Origin of the sequence: Planococcus sp. NCCP-2050, from assembly GCF_023708025.1 — a bacterium.
Taxonomy (GTDB): domain Bacteria; phylum Bacillota; class Bacilli; order Bacillales_A; family Planococcaceae; genus Planococcus.
The window spans coordinates 1,449,887-1,466,168 of record NZ_BRCX01000001.1 but is presented as its reverse complement, the minus strand read 5'-3'; the positions used below and the strand labels follow the sequence as shown (position 1 = coordinate 1,466,168).

Annotated in this window: 18 protein-coding genes; 7 read left to right on the top strand and 11 right to left on the bottom strand. The window is 43.6% G+C overall.

The features are described from left to right. Positions 1–16: 16 nt before the first annotated feature. The 10 genes from NFU07_RS07205 to NFU07_RS07160 form a co-directional block, all read right to left on the bottom strand. On the bottom strand, positions 17–718 hold the full coding sequence (locus NFU07_RS07205) for a P-II family nitrogen regulator (protein ID WP_251476232.1): 702 nt from the start codon (positions 716–718) through the stop codon (positions 17–19). Beyond that, complete coding sequence (locus NFU07_RS07200) at positions 702–1,445, bottom strand: DUF1538 domain-containing protein (protein WP_251476231.1); 744 nt, start codon at positions 1,443–1,445, stop codon at positions 702–704. The genes NFU07_RS07205 and NFU07_RS07200 overlap by 17 nt, the downstream gene beginning before the upstream one ends. Next, positions 1,442–2,137, bottom strand: coding sequence for a DUF1538 domain-containing protein (locus tag NFU07_RS07195; protein WP_251476229.1), 696 nt, complete (start codon positions 2,135–2,137; stop codon positions 1,442–1,444). The genes NFU07_RS07200 and NFU07_RS07195 overlap by 4 nt, the downstream gene beginning before the upstream one ends. Before the next feature lie 124 nt (positions 2,138–2,261). Further along, a complete protein-coding gene (locus NFU07_RS07190) occupies positions 2,262–2,645 on the bottom strand; it encodes a Na+/H+ antiporter subunit G (RefSeq protein WP_260107654.1) in 384 nt (127 codons plus the stop codon). Beyond that, positions 2,623–2,907, bottom strand: coding sequence for a Na(+)/H(+) antiporter subunit F1 (locus NFU07_RS07185; RefSeq protein ID WP_235197363.1), 285 nt, complete (start codon positions 2,905–2,907; stop codon positions 2,623–2,625). The genes NFU07_RS07190 and NFU07_RS07185 overlap by 23 nt, the downstream gene beginning before the upstream one ends. Next, entirely contained in the window at positions 2,904–3,389 is a 486-nt protein-coding gene (locus NFU07_RS07180; RefSeq protein ID WP_251476227.1) for a Na+/H+ antiporter subunit E, read from the bottom strand. Before NFU07_RS07180 ends, NFU07_RS07185 begins: the two co-directional genes overlap by 4 nt. A gap of 42 nt (positions 3,390–3,431) precedes the next feature. Then, a complete protein-coding gene (locus tag NFU07_RS07175; RefSeq protein ID WP_251476225.1) occupies positions 3,432–4,919 on the bottom strand; it encodes a Na+/H+ antiporter subunit D in 1,488 nt (495 codons plus the stop codon). Then, complete coding sequence (locus tag NFU07_RS07170) at positions 4,912–5,250, bottom strand: Na(+)/H(+) antiporter subunit C (RefSeq protein WP_235197360.1); 339 nt, start codon at positions 5,248–5,250, stop codon at positions 4,912–4,914. Before NFU07_RS07170 ends, NFU07_RS07175 begins: the two co-directional genes overlap by 8 nt. 3 nt (positions 5,251–5,253) lie before the next feature. Further along, a complete protein-coding gene (locus NFU07_RS07165; RefSeq protein WP_052650260.1) occupies positions 5,254–5,676 on the bottom strand; it encodes a Na(+)/H(+) antiporter subunit B in 423 nt (140 codons plus the stop codon). Further along, the gene (locus tag NFU07_RS07160) at positions 5,663–8,065 is read right to left on the bottom strand and encodes a Na+/H+ antiporter subunit A (protein ID WP_251476223.1); all 2,403 of its coding nucleotides are present in this window, start codon (positions 8,063–8,065) and stop codon (positions 5,663–5,665) included. The genes NFU07_RS07165 and NFU07_RS07160 overlap by 14 nt, the downstream gene beginning before the upstream one ends. A 321-nt stretch (positions 8,066–8,386) precedes the next feature. Here NFU07_RS07160 and NFU07_RS07155 point away from each other — a divergent pair, with 321 nt between their 5' ends. Then, on the top strand, positions 8,387–9,076 hold the full coding sequence (locus NFU07_RS07155; protein ID WP_235197359.1) for a universal stress protein: 690 nt from the start codon (positions 8,387–8,389) through the stop codon (positions 9,074–9,076). A gap of 63 nt (positions 9,077–9,139) precedes the next feature. After that, on the top strand, positions 9,140–9,775 hold the full coding sequence (locus NFU07_RS07150) for a pentapeptide repeat-containing protein (RefSeq protein WP_251476221.1): 636 nt from the start codon (positions 9,140–9,142) through the stop codon (positions 9,773–9,775). 72 nt (positions 9,776–9,847) lie between these two features. Here the strand turns inward: NFU07_RS07150 and NFU07_RS07145 are convergent, their stop codons facing one another. Beyond that, entirely contained in the window at positions 9,848–11,344 is a 1,497-nt protein-coding gene (locus NFU07_RS07145) for a peptide MFS transporter (RefSeq protein WP_251476219.1), read from the bottom strand. 387 nt (positions 11,345–11,731) lie between these two features. Here NFU07_RS07145 and NFU07_RS07140 point away from each other — a divergent pair, with 387 nt between their 5' ends. The 5 genes from NFU07_RS07140 to recQ all read left to right on the top strand — a co-directional run bounded on the left by NFU07_RS07140 (position 11,732) and on the right by recQ (position 16,081). Beyond that, positions 11,732–12,088, top strand: coding sequence for a helix-turn-helix domain-containing protein (locus NFU07_RS07140; protein ID WP_251476217.1), 357 nt, complete (start codon positions 11,732–11,734; stop codon positions 12,086–12,088). Between the two features lie 88 nt (positions 12,089–12,176). Beyond that, the gene (locus NFU07_RS07135; protein ID WP_251476215.1) at positions 12,177–12,695 is read left to right on the top strand and encodes an RDD family protein; all 519 of its coding nucleotides are present in this window, start codon (positions 12,177–12,179) and stop codon (positions 12,693–12,695) included. Positions 12,696–12,884: 189 nt separating this feature from the next. Further along, a complete protein-coding gene (locus tag NFU07_RS07130; protein ID WP_251476213.1) occupies positions 12,885–13,670 on the top strand; it encodes an SDR family oxidoreductase in 786 nt (261 codons plus the stop codon). A 13-nt stretch (positions 13,671–13,683) separates the two neighbouring features. Continuing rightward, the gene (locus NFU07_RS07125) at positions 13,684–14,166 is read left to right on the top strand and encodes a DUF4334 domain-containing protein (protein WP_251476211.1); all 483 of its coding nucleotides are present in this window, start codon (positions 13,684–13,686) and stop codon (positions 14,164–14,166) included. A 142-nt stretch (positions 14,167–14,308) separates the two neighbouring features. Continuing rightward, positions 14,309–16,081, top strand: a complete 1,773-nt coding sequence (gene recQ, locus NFU07_RS07120) for a DNA helicase RecQ (RefSeq protein ID WP_251476209.1) — start codon at positions 14,309–14,311, stop codon at positions 16,079–16,081. Positions 16,082–16,282 lie beyond the last annotated feature (201 nt).

The window sequence follows — 16,282 nt, the reverse complement described above, 5'->3', positions numbered from 1 at the left end:
CAGGATTCCAAGCTTTTTATTGGTTGAAGCTGTCAAATGAAGAATGATTGACCCCAAAGACTTTTTCAACGTCGATTAAGAAAGCGATTCCTTTGCCGGGAGCATACAAATCAATGGCATTCTGTATGCTTTCAATGACCGCTTCAGTATAGTCTTCAGGTATCAGGGTCAACACAACATCTTTTTCAGGATCTATCGTAAAATTCATGAATTTCTGCTGTTCATTGACACCGGTGCCGCGGCCCGTGAGGATCGTTCCGCCTTCCGCGCCTGCTTTAGCTGCCGCTTTTACTACTTTACTGGAGTCTCCGCTATTAACGATCGTCACAATCAAATTGAATTGTTCATGTGCAGCTCGCATCGATTGCCCACCTTTCTTTTTTTTGCCGTCATTTGGACGGTCGGAGAGATGAGGAACGCCTAAAAGCTGGCTTAAATGGACAGTGAATCCCAAACCGTAGCCTGGTTTTCCAAGTTTCCCGGCCTTGGTCACGGCATCAGCCACTGGATCTACCAGCGTGCCATCAATCGCGATGAAAATCACATCTTTTTCATGTGTGGCCGGCAATCCCAGAAAAGTAGGTTTTTCATTGCGTCCAATGCCTTCGCCGTAGAGAATAGTGGCCCCGTCAGCCCCTGCTTTTTTAGCAGCAGCGATTACTTCTCTCGAATGTCCGCGTTTAACAACAGCAATCATCAATCTATGATTCAGGTTCATTATTTTTAGCCCCACCTTTACTCTTGAAAATCAGCCCCAAAATGAGAACCGCCAATATGGGTGTCAATGCGACCAAAGCAATCAGGCCGAACCCGTCTGATAGCGGATCCCGGCCTTCGGTGACAGAAGCCACACCGACGGCCATAGCCGAAATGAACGTCACAGTCATCGGTCCCGTAGAAACTCCTCCAGAGTCAAAAGCGATAGCGATGAAAATTTTCTCGGAAAAGAAAATTAGAACCAGGGCCAGCAAGTAGCCCGGGATGAGAAAATACCAAAGCGAAACGCCGGAAAGAATGCGGAACATAGAAAGAGCGACAGACAATCCGACGCCAATCGAAACGGTATATAGCATCATTTTTTGAGAGATATACCCTCCGGTCACCCGGTCGACTTCATTATTCATGATGCTAACTGCTGGTTCCGCAAAGGTTGCTACAAAACCGAGAATGAATCCTATGGGAATAAGAATCCAAGTGGCTGACTTTTCCCCGAGTGTTTTTCCCATCATTTCGCCAATTGGGAAAAAGCCCACATGAACGCCTTGAAGGAAGAAAGCCAATCCGAGAAAAGTTAAGAAGAATCCGAGTAATATTTGCAATACCCGTTGTTTAGGCAGTTTAAGCATGAAAACCTGGAAGAGAGCAAAGAAGATAAATAAGGGGACAAGCGCAATGCCAACTTCTTCGAGGATTTGTGAAAATCCATCAAACACATGAAGGTTCACTGAAATAGCACCCCCAAAATCATAATCGCCAGGACAGGCCCTATGGAGGCTAGCCCGATAAGGCCGAAGCCTTCACTGGCAGAAGAGGAGTTTGTGCGTAAAACGGACGCTACACCGACACCGAGCGCGAGGATGAAAGGAACGGCCATTGGCCCTGTTGTCACTCCGCCGGCATCGAAAGAAATCGAGACAAAAGCATCTGGAACGAACATCGACAAAGCAAATACAGCGATGTATCCGCCAATCAGCAAATAATGGATAGGGATGCTGTAGATTGTCCGTACCATGGCTAATGCGACAAAAATCGCCAAGCCAAGGGCAACTGAGAGGATTAATATTCCGGCACTGATACCGCCGCCAGAAACTTGGTCAATTTGCTTGGCAAGCACCCGGACATCCGGCTCTGCGATTGTGACCGCCAAGCCGAGCAAAAAGCCGGTGCCGATGATAAGCCAGGATTTCTTCGTTTTCGGCAATCGTTTGCCGATCATTTCACCGACAGGCAGAAGACCGGCAGTTACGCCGAGCAAAAAGAGGAAAAAACCGATGCTGACAAATGCAGCGCCAATCAAAAATTGCAGCAAAGCCTCTAAAGGCAATTGGATGATTGTCAGCTGTAAAAGGATGACGACAATCGTGACGGGGAGAATAGCAGCGGCTACTTCTTTGAAAGTATCCTTCACATTTTCCATCTCAACACTCCTTCACCGCTCGTTTGTTTTGGTATTCCCTTATCAATTTTGGTGTAAACGTGATAAAGGGAAGAAATCCATAACCTTCCAAGTGTTCATGACAATAGAAAAAGCGGCGTTCCTTTTAGGATTCGCCGCTTTTATTGTCCGTATTTTGAGGTCTTGCAATCACATTCTCTAACGCATCTTCCGTGGAACTTTCGGATAATTTAACGTTCGAGCGATAAGCTGCCCTTGTAATCAAATGGCCAGCCACCGGAGCCGTTAAAAAGACAAAGGTGATACCGAGCAAAAGCCGGACGCTGATGAAATCCTCAGATGCCCAAAAGTAAATGAACGTGCCGATTAATGAAAGCAATACGGCTAAAGTAGAGCTTTTCGTTGCGGCGTGGGATCGCGTATAAACGTCAGGCAGCCGAAGGATTCCGATAGCGCTGATGACAGCCATTATCGAACCGATGAGAATCAGAAGAACGCCTGCGAATTCAATTATTTCTCTTATGCTCAACGATATCCCCCCTCTCAACAAAGCGAGCGAGTGCCAGGGTACTGATAAAAGCCAATATCCCGACAATCAAAATAACTTCCAAAAAAGCATGTGTATGGAGCACGACAGAAAAAACTGCAACACCGGAGATAAGGTTAACACCAATCATATCCAAAGCGACAACACGGTCTGGCATCGATGGCCCGACAATGATGCGGTAAAGAGCCAATAGGATCGCTAAACAGAAAAGCGATAAGGCAATAGTTAAGATTGTTTGTATCATCCGCGTGTCACCTCCATAATTGCTTTTTCAAAAACTTTAATTGATTTTAATACAGAATCCCGTGATTCTTCCACATCCATCGCGTGAATGTAAAAAGTTTTGCCATCGGGTGAAACTTCCATTACGACGGATCCGGGAGTCAAGGTCAATAAAAGTGCCAATGTGGTCAACTCATAATCGCCTTCCATGCTGTGTTCGTAAGTGAAAATGCCAGGGCTTATATTAAGCTTCGGACTCAGAATCTGCTTCATGATCAGCAAGCTTGACTGAGCGAGCTCAGATATAAAAATGAATAAAAGTTTTATCGTCGAGTAGACGCGGATCAAATAAAACTTCGTTCCGAAAAATCGGTGCATGAGAAAGAGAATTCCGATCCCTGTTAAATAACCGCCGATAAAAGTGGAGATATGAAACGCATCTTCATCCATCAATAATGTCCATAGAAACGCAATCATAATATTAATCAGGAACTGTGCAGGCATGTGCATCCACTCCTTTCATCGCAGCGGGCGAGCATATCCATATCATGATTCGCCGCCTCCCATCACTGCATCGATGTAGATATCCGGATTGAGAAGGGTTTCAGCTGCGTCGGTTACATAACCGGAAATCAATTCTGTACCGAGTCCAAGGCCGACAGTCAGCAATACCAGCAGTAGGCAGGGGATCAAAAGCGTCTTCTTCAAAGGCACTTGATCTTCCTTGCTGACGATGGTCTCGCCCCAAAAGCTGTTTTTGAAGATTCGCAGCAATGAGTACAGGACAAAAAGGCTGGACAGCAGAGCAAGCGTCAACAATCCATAAGAGCCGCTTTCGACAGCTCCTTCTGAAACCAGCACTTTCCCGATGAATCCACTAAGCGGCGGTACTCCGGCTAATGAAAGCATCGTAATGAAGAAAGACCAGCCAAGTAACGGATAGTTTTTCATCAATCCACTCATTTTATCGAGCATGGCAGTACCGGTTAATGAAATGATCGTGCCGACTAATAAGAATAATAATGCCTTGATCACCATATCGTGAATCAGGTAGTAAATCGCTCCTTCGACCGCATTCGGAGTCGAAACGGCCAAGCCGACTAAGATAAAGCCAACAGCGATGACTACATTGTAAGCGGCAATTTTGCGGATATCATTGAAGGCGATAGCCCCGAGGCTTCCGCCAACTAAAGTTAGCGCCGCCATCGCCCCGATAATCGTATGCGTAATTTCCGGCTGATGATAGAAAATCAATGAGAATACACGGAAAAGCGCATAAATCCCGACTTTCGTCAGCAACGCTCCAAATAACGCCGAAGTGACAGCTGGCGGTGCGCTATACGATCCTGGCAGCCAAAAGTAAAGAAGCAATCCGGCTTTTAAGCTGAAAACAATTAAAAAGATGATGCTGACTGTAGTGAGAAGCGGACCTTGTCCGGTCTCGGCCACTCTGACGGAAACATGTGCCATATTCAAAGTGCCGACAGCTCCGTAGAGATACGCTAAAGCCACCAAGAAGAACCAAGAAGAAACGATGTTAATGACTACATATTTGATTGCTTCACGAAGCTGCCGTTTATTGCCCCCAAGTGTAAGGAGAACATAGGAAGACAAAAGCATCACTTCAAAACAGACAAATAGATTGAACAAGTCACCGGTTAAAAAAGATCCGTTGACGCCGGCTATCAAGAAAAGAATGGTCGGATAGAAATAAGTTGTCTGCAGAAATTTTCCAGCTGAAAACATGGCATACAATAGGATAATCGTAGCGACAATGGTAGTGGTCAGAACAAGAAGCAAGGAAAAAGAGTCTGCCACAAACAATATACCGAAAGGCGGCTCCCAGCCACCGAAATCCAGCCTAAGAATTCCATTCGTCTGAACTTGTTCCAATAAGTAAAAGGCAATTCCGGCACTGACCGCCATGACGCCGATACTGAACCAAGCCTGGACGCGCCCGTAAGCACGTAAGAATATTAACACCACTCCTACCAGAATCGGCAAAAGCATGGGAAGCAAGACTATATTATTCATCATTTACACCTCTCATTTCTTCCAAGTCATCCGTGCCAAGTTCTTGATAAGCACGGAAGGCCAAAACAAGAATGAAAGCTGTAACGGCAAAACTGATGACGATGGCCGTCAAAATCAAAGCTTGCGGCAAGGCATCGACATAGCTTGGCGCTTCTTCGCCGAGAAGCGGCACCGTGCCTTTTTTCAAGCCGCCCATAGATAAAATCAATAGATGGACAGCATGGGAGAAAATAGCAGTGCCTAAAATGACGCGGATCAAACTTTTAGATAAAACTAGATAGATGGCGACAGCTGTAAGGACGCCGACCAATAATATGATTAAGGTTTCCATCGGCTACTCATCCTCACTTATGCTAAAGATAATATTTACGACAACACCGATAACCGTCAGTGCAACCCCAGCTTCGAAAACGGTCACTGTCGCAAGTTCTGTTTTGCCGAAGATCGGCAAGTCGAAATAGCCAAATGACTGGCTCATGAACGGCTGTCCGAAAAACATCGGAACCGTGCTGCTTGCGAAAGCGATTAAGACCCCCAAAGCTGAAATTTTCTTGAAGTCGAGTGGGATGGCATCACTGATCGTTTCCGAATCGTGAGACAAGAATAAGAGAACAAAGGCAGAAGCAAGGACAAGCCCGCCGATAAACCCGCCGCCCGGCTCATTATGGCCGGACAGGAAAAGGTAGATGCCAAACGTGAAAATAATCAGGACGGCAGCTTTGGAGACCGTTTTTAAAATGACATCATTTATCTTCATTTTTTTTCGGCTCCTTTCCGCTTTTAATCCGAATCAAGGTATATACCCCGATGCCCGCGATGAAAAGTACAAGAGATTCGAGCATCGTATCAAAGCCGCGGAAATCGCCTAAAATTGCATTGACGATATTTTTTCCGCCAGCCAGTTCATATGAATTTTCAAAATAGCTGGAAATGGATTCAAATAGTTTTCCGCTATGCACAGAAAGGGCGATCAAAACGACAGTAGCCCCGCCAGCAACAGAAATAATGGCATTGCGTATTTTGGCGCTTCTCGGAATTATGTCTTTTTTCAGTTCCGGCAAGAAATAGAAGCATAGCAGGAAAAGAACAGTCGTAACGGTTTCAATGACCAACTGCGTCAACGCTAAATCCGGCGCGCGGAATAATACAAAGAAAATCGCAATGGAAAATCCAAGGACGCCGTTCAGCAAGATAGAAGTCAATCGTGATTTTACAAATAAGATTGCTACAGCGGCAATCATCATGACCAACACCAACAAAAATTCATAAGGGCTAACAGGCGCATCGTTGGAAAAATCAATGGACAACGCACCGGTAAGCACTAGAGTGCCGCCTGCTACAAAAATGAAGAAGGTGAAGATATAAGCGAAATAATGCGGCAGATAACCGGTCATATAAAAGGAAGTCAACGTATTTGAGTTGTTTTCCAATCCGGCTAAGAAGCGGTTGTACAGATTATTGAACGTCCAAGTATCTGGAATGAACGTATAAATTCTTTTCCAGTAGCGGAAAGTCGCGAATAGAATACTGCCGACTACGATAACGCCAAGCGTCATCCAGAGTTCCGGCTGGAAGCCATGCCAAGCCGTAATATGAGGGGCGGCTCCAGTAATTCCAGGCAGCACACCGCCTAATGCCGGACGGAGCAGATGGTCTCCCAATAAATTCGGGGCAAAGAAGATGCCAACAATTAAAATAGATAGAATTGCCGGAGAAATCAGCATCCCGATCGGTGGTTCCACTGGTTTTTTATCCAGTTTTTTCAGCTGCGGCTTTCCAAGGAAAGTCCGGAATACGATAATCATACAATAGACGAAAGTCAGGACACTGGCTGTCCAAGCAATCACCGGAATTAGCCAGCCCCACGTGCCTGCTGAAAAAATCGGAAGCGTGGTCGAATTGAGAGACGCCGTAAAGAACATCTCTTTGCTTAAAAACCCATTGAAGAAAGGAAGTCCAGCCATTGAGAAGCTGCCGATCATAGCAAACGTGAAGGTAATCGGAAGAAACGAAATCAATCCGCCCAAACGCCGGATATCCCGCGTGCCGACCTGGTGATCGACAATGCCGACAACCATAAAGAGCGCGCCTTTGAATGTGGAATGGTTGACTAAGTGGAAAAGAGCTGCGAAAGTCGCGAGTCCGTACAAGGCGCCGTCGCTGCCGTCGCCGAAATAAAGAGCCGCTGACCCCATTCCGAATAAGCTCATGATCAATCCTAATTGGCTGATAGTGGAATACGCGAGCAAAGCTTTTAAATCTGTTTGGCGGACTGCGCAGAAAGAACCCCAGAACAGTGTGACCAGCCCGACCAAGGTGACTGTCCAGAACCAAGCAGAAGTGCCGCCGAAGACAGGCGTAAACCGCGCGACCAAATAGATGCCGGCTTTTACCATCGTAGCGGAATGCAGATAAGCGCTGACGGGTGTAGGAGCTTCCATAGCGTCAGGCAGCCAAATATGGAAAGGAAATTGAGCTGATTTAGTGAATGCGCCGAGCAGCACTAGGAACATAGCTGGATAAAAGAGTGCGTGGTCAGTGTACTGGCCGATCGTTGCAGCAATTTCACGTACACTGAAAGTGTCTGTCATCGTATGAAGCATGATGAAACCTGCTAACATCCCAAAACCGCCGAATACAGTGATCAATAAAGATTTTTGGGCACCGTAGCGTGAATTTTTGCGGTGGAACCAAAAAGCGATTAATAGAAAAGAGGATATGCTTGTTAACTCCCAGAATACATAAAGCACGAGCAAGTTGTCGGAAAGTACGACTCCTAGCATGGCGCCCATGAAAAGAAGCAAATAAGCATAGAAATGCGGCAATGAGTCATATGGAGATAGATAATAGATGGAGTAGAGAATGACCAAGCTTCCCATACCCGTGATCAATAACGCGAGAATTAGGCTGAGGCCGTCCAAATAGATGGAGAAGTTGATGCCCAACGAGGGAATCCATTCCAATGTTGAGGCGATCGTGTCGCCTGCAGAAACATCCGGAATCCGTAGAGCGAAAATGATGAATAATATCAATGGCACAATGAGAACAAACCAACCGATATTTAACTTTCCGACCCGCCTATAAAGAAGAGGGATGAGGGCGGCCGCAAAGAATGGAATTAAGATTGCGAAAATCAATAGATGCATAAAGTGAACCTCCTGAAACAGAATAAAAAACGGCAAAACGGGAAATAGATATGTAACGCAAAGAATAAATGTTTTCAATAGGAATAGAAAGACAAAAGACTCCATAAAGACACAAAGCCCTATAGAATAAATTATACAGGAAATAGGGCTTGCTTTCACTTGATAACTTCGATATGGTACAGATTAAGCGATAAAAAACGGAACAAAATTAAGGTGAAACACAAAAAGTATAAACCCTTGATTTTTATTAAGATCCGCAGTATAATTTCATAGTTTTGAAATTGCGGCTTACGAATATTAATCCCTGGAGGGGTACAGATAATGAAAAAAATTAGAGGACGGATGGATGAAAGCATATTGGTGTGTGTGTTTTATGGACCAAATGGTGAACGTTTGATTAACCGCGGCCATAAACTCTCAAGCATGCTTGACTGCCCGCTGTATATTTTAACTGTCGATTCGCTTCCATTTGATGAGTTTGACGCGGAGAAATCCGAGTATGTTGAGCGCTGGAAAGAATTAGCTGAAGAATATGAAGCGGAAGAATTCATAATCCGGGACAATGAAAAACGCCCCTCCGCAAAAGTCATCGCGGAAGTGGCACATGATTTAAATATTACGCAAATCATCGTCGGACAGACAGCTAAGAGCCGGTGGGAAGAAATTACAAAAGGTTCGTTCATGAACTCGCTGCTGCGTGAAATTCCTTTTGCCGATTTTCATGTAGTTTCAGTTGATCGAAGCATTAAAGGTGAAGACCATGAAGAATTTGAAAAAGGTGTGCGCTGCTATTTGGTGAAAGATGCAGATACCTACAAAATCAGTTTCTCTCAAACAAGAGAATGCCAATACGAAGGCATCTTCTTTAAAGATATTGGAACGGATTTCAACAACGGGATTTTCAAGTTTATGCACAATAACAAATTGCATCAAGTGGAAGTGACGGATGATCGGATTGTCGAACCGACTGTCGTCAATTCATGCCTGAACCGGCAAACTGTTCCCAAATAATCAATCATAAATAAACGGCCGCTGTGAATTGAGCGGCCGTTTATCTATTAAAGGAGAAATTCTGTGAGAAAATCGAAAAGAGCTGAACCGCTTATTCCTGAAGACCTGACTGTTAAAACGTTTCAGTCAGCATTGGATGACCATTACTTAACGGATTGCAAAATTTCGCAGGAAACAATCGAATACGAAGCGGAAGAAGCGCTGCATATCGATAAAGTGATATTTGAGAACGTGAACTTTCTGGAAGTCCAATGGCCGCGCAGTGAATTTATCGACGTGCAATTCATAAATTGTGATTTATCAAATGCAGACTTTAGCCGGTGCGTTTTTCACCGGGCAGAATTTCATAACTCAAAATTAGTCGGCACGAATTTTGCTGAAGCAGGCATCCGCCATACTTTATTCAAAGACTGTGTTTTAAATTATGCCACTTTCGGTTTTTCGCTTTGCAACACATCACGCTTTGAAAGTTCGTTGATGCGGTATGCTGATTTTTATGAAGCGGAGTTGAAGCAGACCGAATTCAACGGCTGCGACATGAATGATGTGAATTTTGTGGGAACCAGCTTAAATGGGGTAGATTTGAGCAGCAACGCGTTTGAAAACATTCAAGTGACCATTGAAAAATTGGCAGGCTGCAAAGTATCGGAACAGCAGGCCTTGGCTTTTGCAAGACAATTAGGATTGGAAATTGAATGAAATTAATATAGTAGAATATAAAACAAAACCCCTGAAGCGTCTGCTTCAGGGGTTTTGTAATAATTTGGCAGTTTAGCGAACGCCTTTCATATAGCGCTGGATCGCAGGAGCAGCCAAGAATAGAAGAATACTTAGTGCAATAGAAGCACCACCGATGATTCCGAAATACATCATTTCGTTTTCAACGGTATAGAATTTAACCAATTGAGCATTGATTGCTTGAGCAGCAGCATTAGACAGGAACCATAAGCTCATTGTCTGTGCTGAGAAAGCAGATGGCGCTAATTTTGTCGTAGCGGATAAACCGACCGGCGACAAGCAAAGTTCTCCAAGAACAACGATCAGATAGCTGAGTACTAGCCATAGCGGGTTGACTAAAGCATCTGTTCCACCGAAATAAGCTGGCAAAAGGATAACTAGGAATGACAATCCGGCAAACAGAAGACCAAGTGAGAATTTCTGCGGAATTGACGGTTGGCGTGTCCCTAATCTCACCCATAACCAAGCAAATACAGGGGCTAGCGTAATGATGAATAATGGATTCAGCGACTGGAACCAAGCAGGTGAAATCGTAATGCCTGCAAATTCCAAGTCAGTCCGTGTATCTGCATAAGCAGCTAAAATTGTCGAACCTTGTTCTTGAATCGACCAGAACATAACTGCAGCAATGAACAAAGGAATATACGCAATCAGGCGTGAGCGTTCCACTTCGTTCGTCTTCTTGCTGCGGTACATCACGATAAAGTAAGCGGTAGGAATTAAAATACCCAGAACACCTACAGTTGCGATGAAACTATCGAATGTCAAGAAACCATATTGAAGCCCTAAGATGACGACTGCAGCAATTACAACAGCTGCAACAGAGAAAATCTTGATCGTTCTTGATTTTTCAGCTGGCGTTAGCGGGTTGTGGACAATTGTACCGGCTAAACCAAGGTTTTTCTTTTTTGTAACCATGAAAAGCACTAAACCTAAGAACATGCCGACGGCGGCAATACTAAAGCCAAGGTGGAAGTTGATATCCATTCCGACAGTACCGACGATCAAAGGTGCGATAAATGCCCCGAGGTTGATCCCCATATAGAAGATACTGAAACCGGCATCCCGGCGGTCATCGTTTTCTGCATACATTTCACCGACCACACTGGAAACGTTCGGCTTCAATAAGCCGGTTCCGAGTACGATTAAGACCATTGAAACGAAGAATAGAGACAAACTGCCCGGAATCGCTAAAGCGATATGTCCAAGCATAATGAGGATACCACCGTAGAAAACGGCTTTTGATGTTCCGAAAACTCTATCGGCAAGCCATCCTCCGATAATTCCCGACATATATACAAGCGAACCATAAATAGACATGATGGAAAGAGCTAATGTACGGTCAAGTCCGAGTCCGCCTTGAGAAAGTTCGTAATACATATAGTAAACAAGAATTGCTCTCATTCCATAGTAAGAAAAACGCTCCCAAAATTCAGTGAAAAATAGTGTGAACAGGCCTTTTGGATGGCCAAAAAATCCTTTTTGAGGAACACTGTTCACGATGTCTTCGCGACTATATTTGTCAGACATCTTACGACCCCCTTTTAATGTATGTTACTATAATACTTTTTTTAGATCCAAAAATCAAAATAAATCTACAAATTGGGAAAAAAGCCTATGTTACAAGTTAATAATGATATTTAAAAATGATTTTTAAAATAGATAAGCTTTATTGGAATAATTATTTGATTTTGAATAATTAGCATTATAGGCTGAAAGCTGAATTTAAAAAGAATAATTCTTCTTTTATTTTCCAAAAATATTGAAATTTCAATTATTTGTATAACGGTTTTGTTCACTAGTTGTACAAATTTTTTTAAATAAATTATAGAAATATATAGAAATATCTTGAAAAAAATTATAATATACATTATATTTAAAATAGTTAGAATTTAATTTAAAAGGAGATAAAGTATTATGAATGATCTAGGGAAGAAAATCAGGGATTTAAGAGAAGCGAAAAAGCTGTCACCAGAAGAAATGGCGGAGAAGATCGGTTTTGCCAAAAGCACTGTTTGGGCCTATGAGAGCGGCAAAAAACAGATAACGGTCAGCCATCTTTCTCGTCTCGCTGATTTCTTCGACGTGTCTGTTGACCTCTTGCTAGACCGGTCTGAAAGAGTCATTGACTTGGATCTTCAAAATGCTGCCGCTATTGAAGAGTATAATTTAATGCTAGATAATAAGCCCTTGGATAAAAATGAAATTGCTGAAGCTGCTTCTTATATACAAGTCAAACGTCGCATGGGAAGTTATGGAGCGGCGAGTTCGTGAGCCATATGGATCAATTGCATAAAAACGCCTACTTCAATTAAGGTAGGCGTTTTTTGCTGTTCCCTAGTTTAACAGAGGAGGATAGTCGATGAACGCTTCTGTCATTCAGCGATTTAAGGCTTTTCTGATTGATTATCTGTTGATTGCCGGATATCTTCTTTCACTCATGGTACTTACTGTTTTTATTTTCCCTTCTCTCCAAAGCTTTTTTCAAGGATCTTTAGTAATTGCACAATTTACTGGATTTCTTATGGTCACACTTCCAGTTACCATTTATTTCGCCGCTTTTGATAGCCTTGGCAAAGGGCAGACCTTTGGAAAAAGGAAGATGAAAATACGTGTAGTCACTTTAGATGGCCAAAAGCCTGACTTGCTTCGGTCCGCTATCCGCAATCTCTTGAAGTTTGTCCCATGGGAACTATCGCATTTTCTCGTCTATCGTTTAATGGTTCTTGGAAATGATCCGGTTCCGGTTTTTTATATGGTGGCTGGCGGCTTCGTATATGTTCTTATGTTTGTTTATCTAACGACAGCAATTTTTTCAAACAGAAAACAAACTCTTTACGATTGGGTTGTAAAGACGCAAGTGGTAAAGAGTTCTTCTTGATGGTGATAGCGGCTAAAATATGCCGATTGAATCTAAAAAGCATTTGCTCCATAAAGAAGGCCTATATTATAGAAGGAAGTCAATTGTTGCTGGCCGCATCTTTCGGAAATGGTTGTTTATTTCTCTAGCGGAAGGGAAGAAGAATGATAGAAGAATGATAGAAGAAAAGATTGCTAGGAGGACGATTGTATGTCAAAGACAATATTTATTACCGGAGCAGGAAGCGGATTAGGCAAAGGGGCAGCTTTAGGACTGGCTGAAAAAGGCCATCGAGTCATAGCGCCTGTTGAAACAGCACCGCAAGTTACAGCTTTAAGAGAAGATGCTAAAGCTGCGGGAGTCGAACTTGAAGTATTCAAAATGGATATTAAAAACCCGCAGGACCTTGCTCAAATGCTTGATTACGATTTTGATATATTCGTGGCCAATGCCGCTGTGAATGAAGGCGGGCCTCTTGGCGAAGTGCCGATGAGAAATTTCCGTGAATTATTTGAAGTGAATGTGTTCAGTACGCTTGAAACCGCTCAAATTGCGGCACAGAAATTTGTAGCAAAAGGTGAAGGGAAAATTATTTTCATGTCTTCAATGGCTGGGATTATGGCAACCCCTTACGTGGGGCCCTATACGGCTACTAAACATGCAATTGAAGCGATTGCAACGACGATGCAAAAAGAACTTGAAGGATTTGGCGTAAAAGTGGCAACCATTAATCCCGGGGCTTTCGCTACAGGGTTTAATGATCGCAGTGCGGAAGCAAAATGGAAATGGTATGACGAGAAAATCCATTTCACGAAAAAAGAAGATATGGAAGAAGCGGATAAAGCATTGGAAGACCAATACGATCCCGCTGATATGATAGCGAAAATGGTGGAAGTCATCCCGCTTGATTCTCATAAATTCCGTACAGCTTATCCAGAGGAAACCGAAAAGCAAATGAAGGAAGAAGAAGCGAAACGCTGGGAGATGGAAATCTAGAGGAGTGTCAGAGATGGAAGCGAACAGTGAGTTTTGGGCGATTCTAGCGGCGGGCGGATCAGACACGCACACCGCTTGCCGGCTCTATGATGGATTAGAAACAGTAAACTTGGAAGAGCTGATCGGCACATGGAAAGGCAGGGAATTTCCGACCGGCCACCCATTAGACGGCGTATTAAGCGAGTTGAATTGGTACGGCAAAGCTTTCCATGACGCTGAAAATGTGGATCCTTTATTGTTTGAGATGTCGAATGGAGAAGTTGTGGCGATGGATCCTGTTCCGCTGATGGACAAGCGAAAGCTTCTGAAAGCAGCTGTGGGCAAAGCGCGGATCCGGATGGTGAAGCATAGAGGTGTTTTAAGTGCAGCCATGATTTACGACAACCTGCCGATTCACGATCATTTTCGTAAAGTGAATGAACAGGTCCTGTTAGGGATGATGGATTGGAAAGGGGATAAGAAACCATTCTTTTTTCTGTTGGAAAAAGTGGAATGAAAGCGAAAACAGCCTGAGAGCCTATACTCTTAGGCTTTTTTTAGTTGATCGCCGGGCATGCAAAGAGGGATTCTGGCGCAAGAAAAAGGGAAGGAAATATGATAAGCTACTCATACGAGACGAGTATTAGGAGTGTTTAATTTTGTTGGAAGAAGCAAGAAAAATATTGCAGTCGTATTTTGGATACGAGTCATTTCGGCTAGGTCAGGAACAAGCGATTTCCCAGGTTTTTGAAGGGAATAATTCCATCTGTGTCATGCCGACCGGCGGCGGGAAGTCGATGTGCTATCAAATTCCTGCACTTGTTATGGAAGGGACGACGATTGTCGTATCGCCATTGATTTCTTTGATGAAAGACCAAGTGGATTCTTTGCTGGCGGCTGGAATTCCGGCTGCGTACATTAATAGTTCGCTGGATTTTGAAGAAGTTCGTGAAATTTTATATGACGTCCAACGCGGCGCTGTGAAATTATTATATATCGCACCGGAACGCCTGGATTCGGAAATGTTTTTAAACGAATTGCAAGGCGTCCATGTTCCGCTGATTGCAGTCGATGAAGCGCATTGTATTTCGCAATGGGGGCATGATTTCCGTCCAAGCTATCGTTTGATCAGCAGAATGACGGAGTTATTCCCGAACAATCCGACTGTGTTGGCGCTGACGGCTACTGCGACGCCTCAAGTCCGTGAAGATATATGCCGTATTTTAAATATTGAAGAACAACATACGATCATGACCGGTTTTGAGCGCGCGAATTTAACATTTTCCGTTGTGCAAGGGCAGGACCGCGATCGGTTTGTAAAAGAGTATGTCCAAAAAAATGAAAAGGAAGCGGGCATTATTTATGCCGCTACCCGAAAAACGGTCGATTCGGTTTATGAGATGCTGATCAAAAAAGGCGTCAAGGCTGCAAGGTATCATGCAGGCATGCCGGATATGGAACGGAAGCTTGGACAAGAACGCTTCTTGAACGATGAAGTGACTGTGATGGTAGCCACCAATGCGTTCGGGATGGGCATTGATAAATCGAATATCCGTTATGTCATCCATTATCAGCTGCCGAAGAATATGGAAAGCTATTATCAAGAGGCAGGGCGTGCTGGCCGTGACGGGCTGCCGAGTGAATGCATCGTCTTATATGCTTCACAAGATGTGCAGACCCAGCGTTTTCTCATCGATCAAGCCCAAGATCCAAGCCGTATTCCGGGAGAATTGGTGAAACTTCAAGGGATGGTCGACTATTGCCATACGGAAAATTGCCTCCAACAATTTATCATCCATTACTTCGGCGATAAAACTGCTGAACCTTGCGGACATTGCAGCAGCTGCAACGACGACCGGGAAAGTATGGACGTGACGACGGATGTGCAAATGGTCTTGTCTTGCGTCATCCGGATGGGGCAGAAATTCGGAAAGATGATGACAGCTCAGGTATTGACGGGTTCCCGGAATAAAAAAGTGATCGATTTCGGTTTTGATAAATTATCGACTTACGGCATCTTGAAGCACCATAGCGCAAAAGAAGTGGCGAATTTAATCGAGTTTATGATTTCCCAAGAATTGCTGGCTGTAGAACAAGGATCTTTCCCGACTATCTATGTGCCGGATGGCGGCCGTGATGTGTTATTAGGCAAAAGAAAAGTGCTCCGAAAAGGAGCGGTTGCCACCAAGCAGATTGCAGACAACGATCCATTGTTTGAAGAATTGCGGAAAATCCGCAAAACTTTAGCCGATGAAGCAGGAGTACCTCCATTTGTTATATTCTCCGATAAAACTTTACAGGATATGTGTTCAAGAAGACCTAAAAACAGCGAAGAATTTTTAGAAGTAAATGGAGTCGGATCCAATAAGCTTGAAAAGTACGGAGCAGCTTTTTTAGAAACGATAAAAGCATATGATATGGTCAATAATTGAATAAAATATACAAAAAAGATCCCTTTTGTTAAGGGATCTTTTTTATTTTTATTAAGTAAATCTGTATAAATATTCAATTTATTACATGGTGAATTTTATGTAAATCATTAAATATGTAAACGGTTACATACATGGCCTGTATTCACGAAACAATGTGAAAAAAATATCAAGATGGAATTGTATATATATTCAGACATGTGG

What these genes read in the sequence shown, in the direction of transcription:
- NFU07_RS07125 (WP_251476211.1), top strand. Translation starts at nt 13,684, where the DNA reads ATGGAAGCGAACAGTGAGTTTTGGGCGATTCTAGCGGCGGGCGGATCA.
- NFU07_RS07175 (WP_251476225.1), bottom strand. Translation starts at nt 4,919, where the DNA reads ATGAATAATATAGTCTTGCTTCCCATGCTTTTGCCGATTCTGGTAGGA.
- NFU07_RS07195 (WP_251476229.1), bottom strand. Translation starts at nt 2,137, where the DNA reads ATGGAAAATGTGAAGGATACTTTCAAAGAAGTAGCCGCTGCTATTCTC.
- NFU07_RS07155 (WP_235197359.1), top strand. Translation starts at nt 8,387, where the DNA reads ATGAAAAAAATTAGAGGACGGATGGATGAAAGCATATTGGTGTGTGTG.
- NFU07_RS07205 (WP_251476232.1), bottom strand. Translation starts at nt 718, where the DNA reads ATGAACCTGAATCATAGATTGATGATTGCTGTTGTTAAACGCGGACAT.
- NFU07_RS07160 (WP_251476223.1), bottom strand. Translation starts at nt 8,065, where the DNA reads ATGCATCTATTGATTTTCGCAATCTTAATTCCATTCTTTGCGGCCGCC.
- NFU07_RS07140 (WP_251476217.1), top strand. Translation starts at nt 11,732, where the DNA reads ATGAATGATCTAGGGAAGAAAATCAGGGATTTAAGAGAAGCGAAAAAG.
- NFU07_RS07185 (WP_235197363.1), bottom strand. Translation starts at nt 2,907, where the DNA reads ATGATACAAACAATCTTAACTATTGCCTTATCGCTTTTCTGTTTAGCG.
- NFU07_RS07130 (WP_251476213.1), top strand. Translation starts at nt 12,885, where the DNA reads ATGTCAAAGACAATATTTATTACCGGAGCAGGAAGCGGATTAGGCAAA.
- NFU07_RS07135 (WP_251476215.1), top strand. Translation starts at nt 12,177, where the DNA reads ATGAACGCTTCTGTCATTCAGCGATTTAAGGCTTTTCTGATTGATTAT.
- NFU07_RS07180 (WP_251476227.1), bottom strand. Translation starts at nt 3,389, where the DNA reads ATGCCTGCACAGTTCCTGATTAATATTATGATTGCGTTTCTATGGACA.
- NFU07_RS07170 (WP_235197360.1), bottom strand. Translation starts at nt 5,250, where the DNA reads ATGGAAACCTTAATCATATTATTGGTCGGCGTCCTTACAGCTGTCGCC.
- NFU07_RS07145 (WP_251476219.1), bottom strand. Translation starts at nt 11,344, where the DNA reads ATGTCTGACAAATATAGTCGCGAAGACATCGTGAACAGTGTTCCTCAA.
- NFU07_RS07165 (WP_052650260.1), bottom strand. Translation starts at nt 5,676, where the DNA reads ATGAAGATAAATGATGTCATTTTAAAAACGGTCTCCAAAGCTGCCGTC.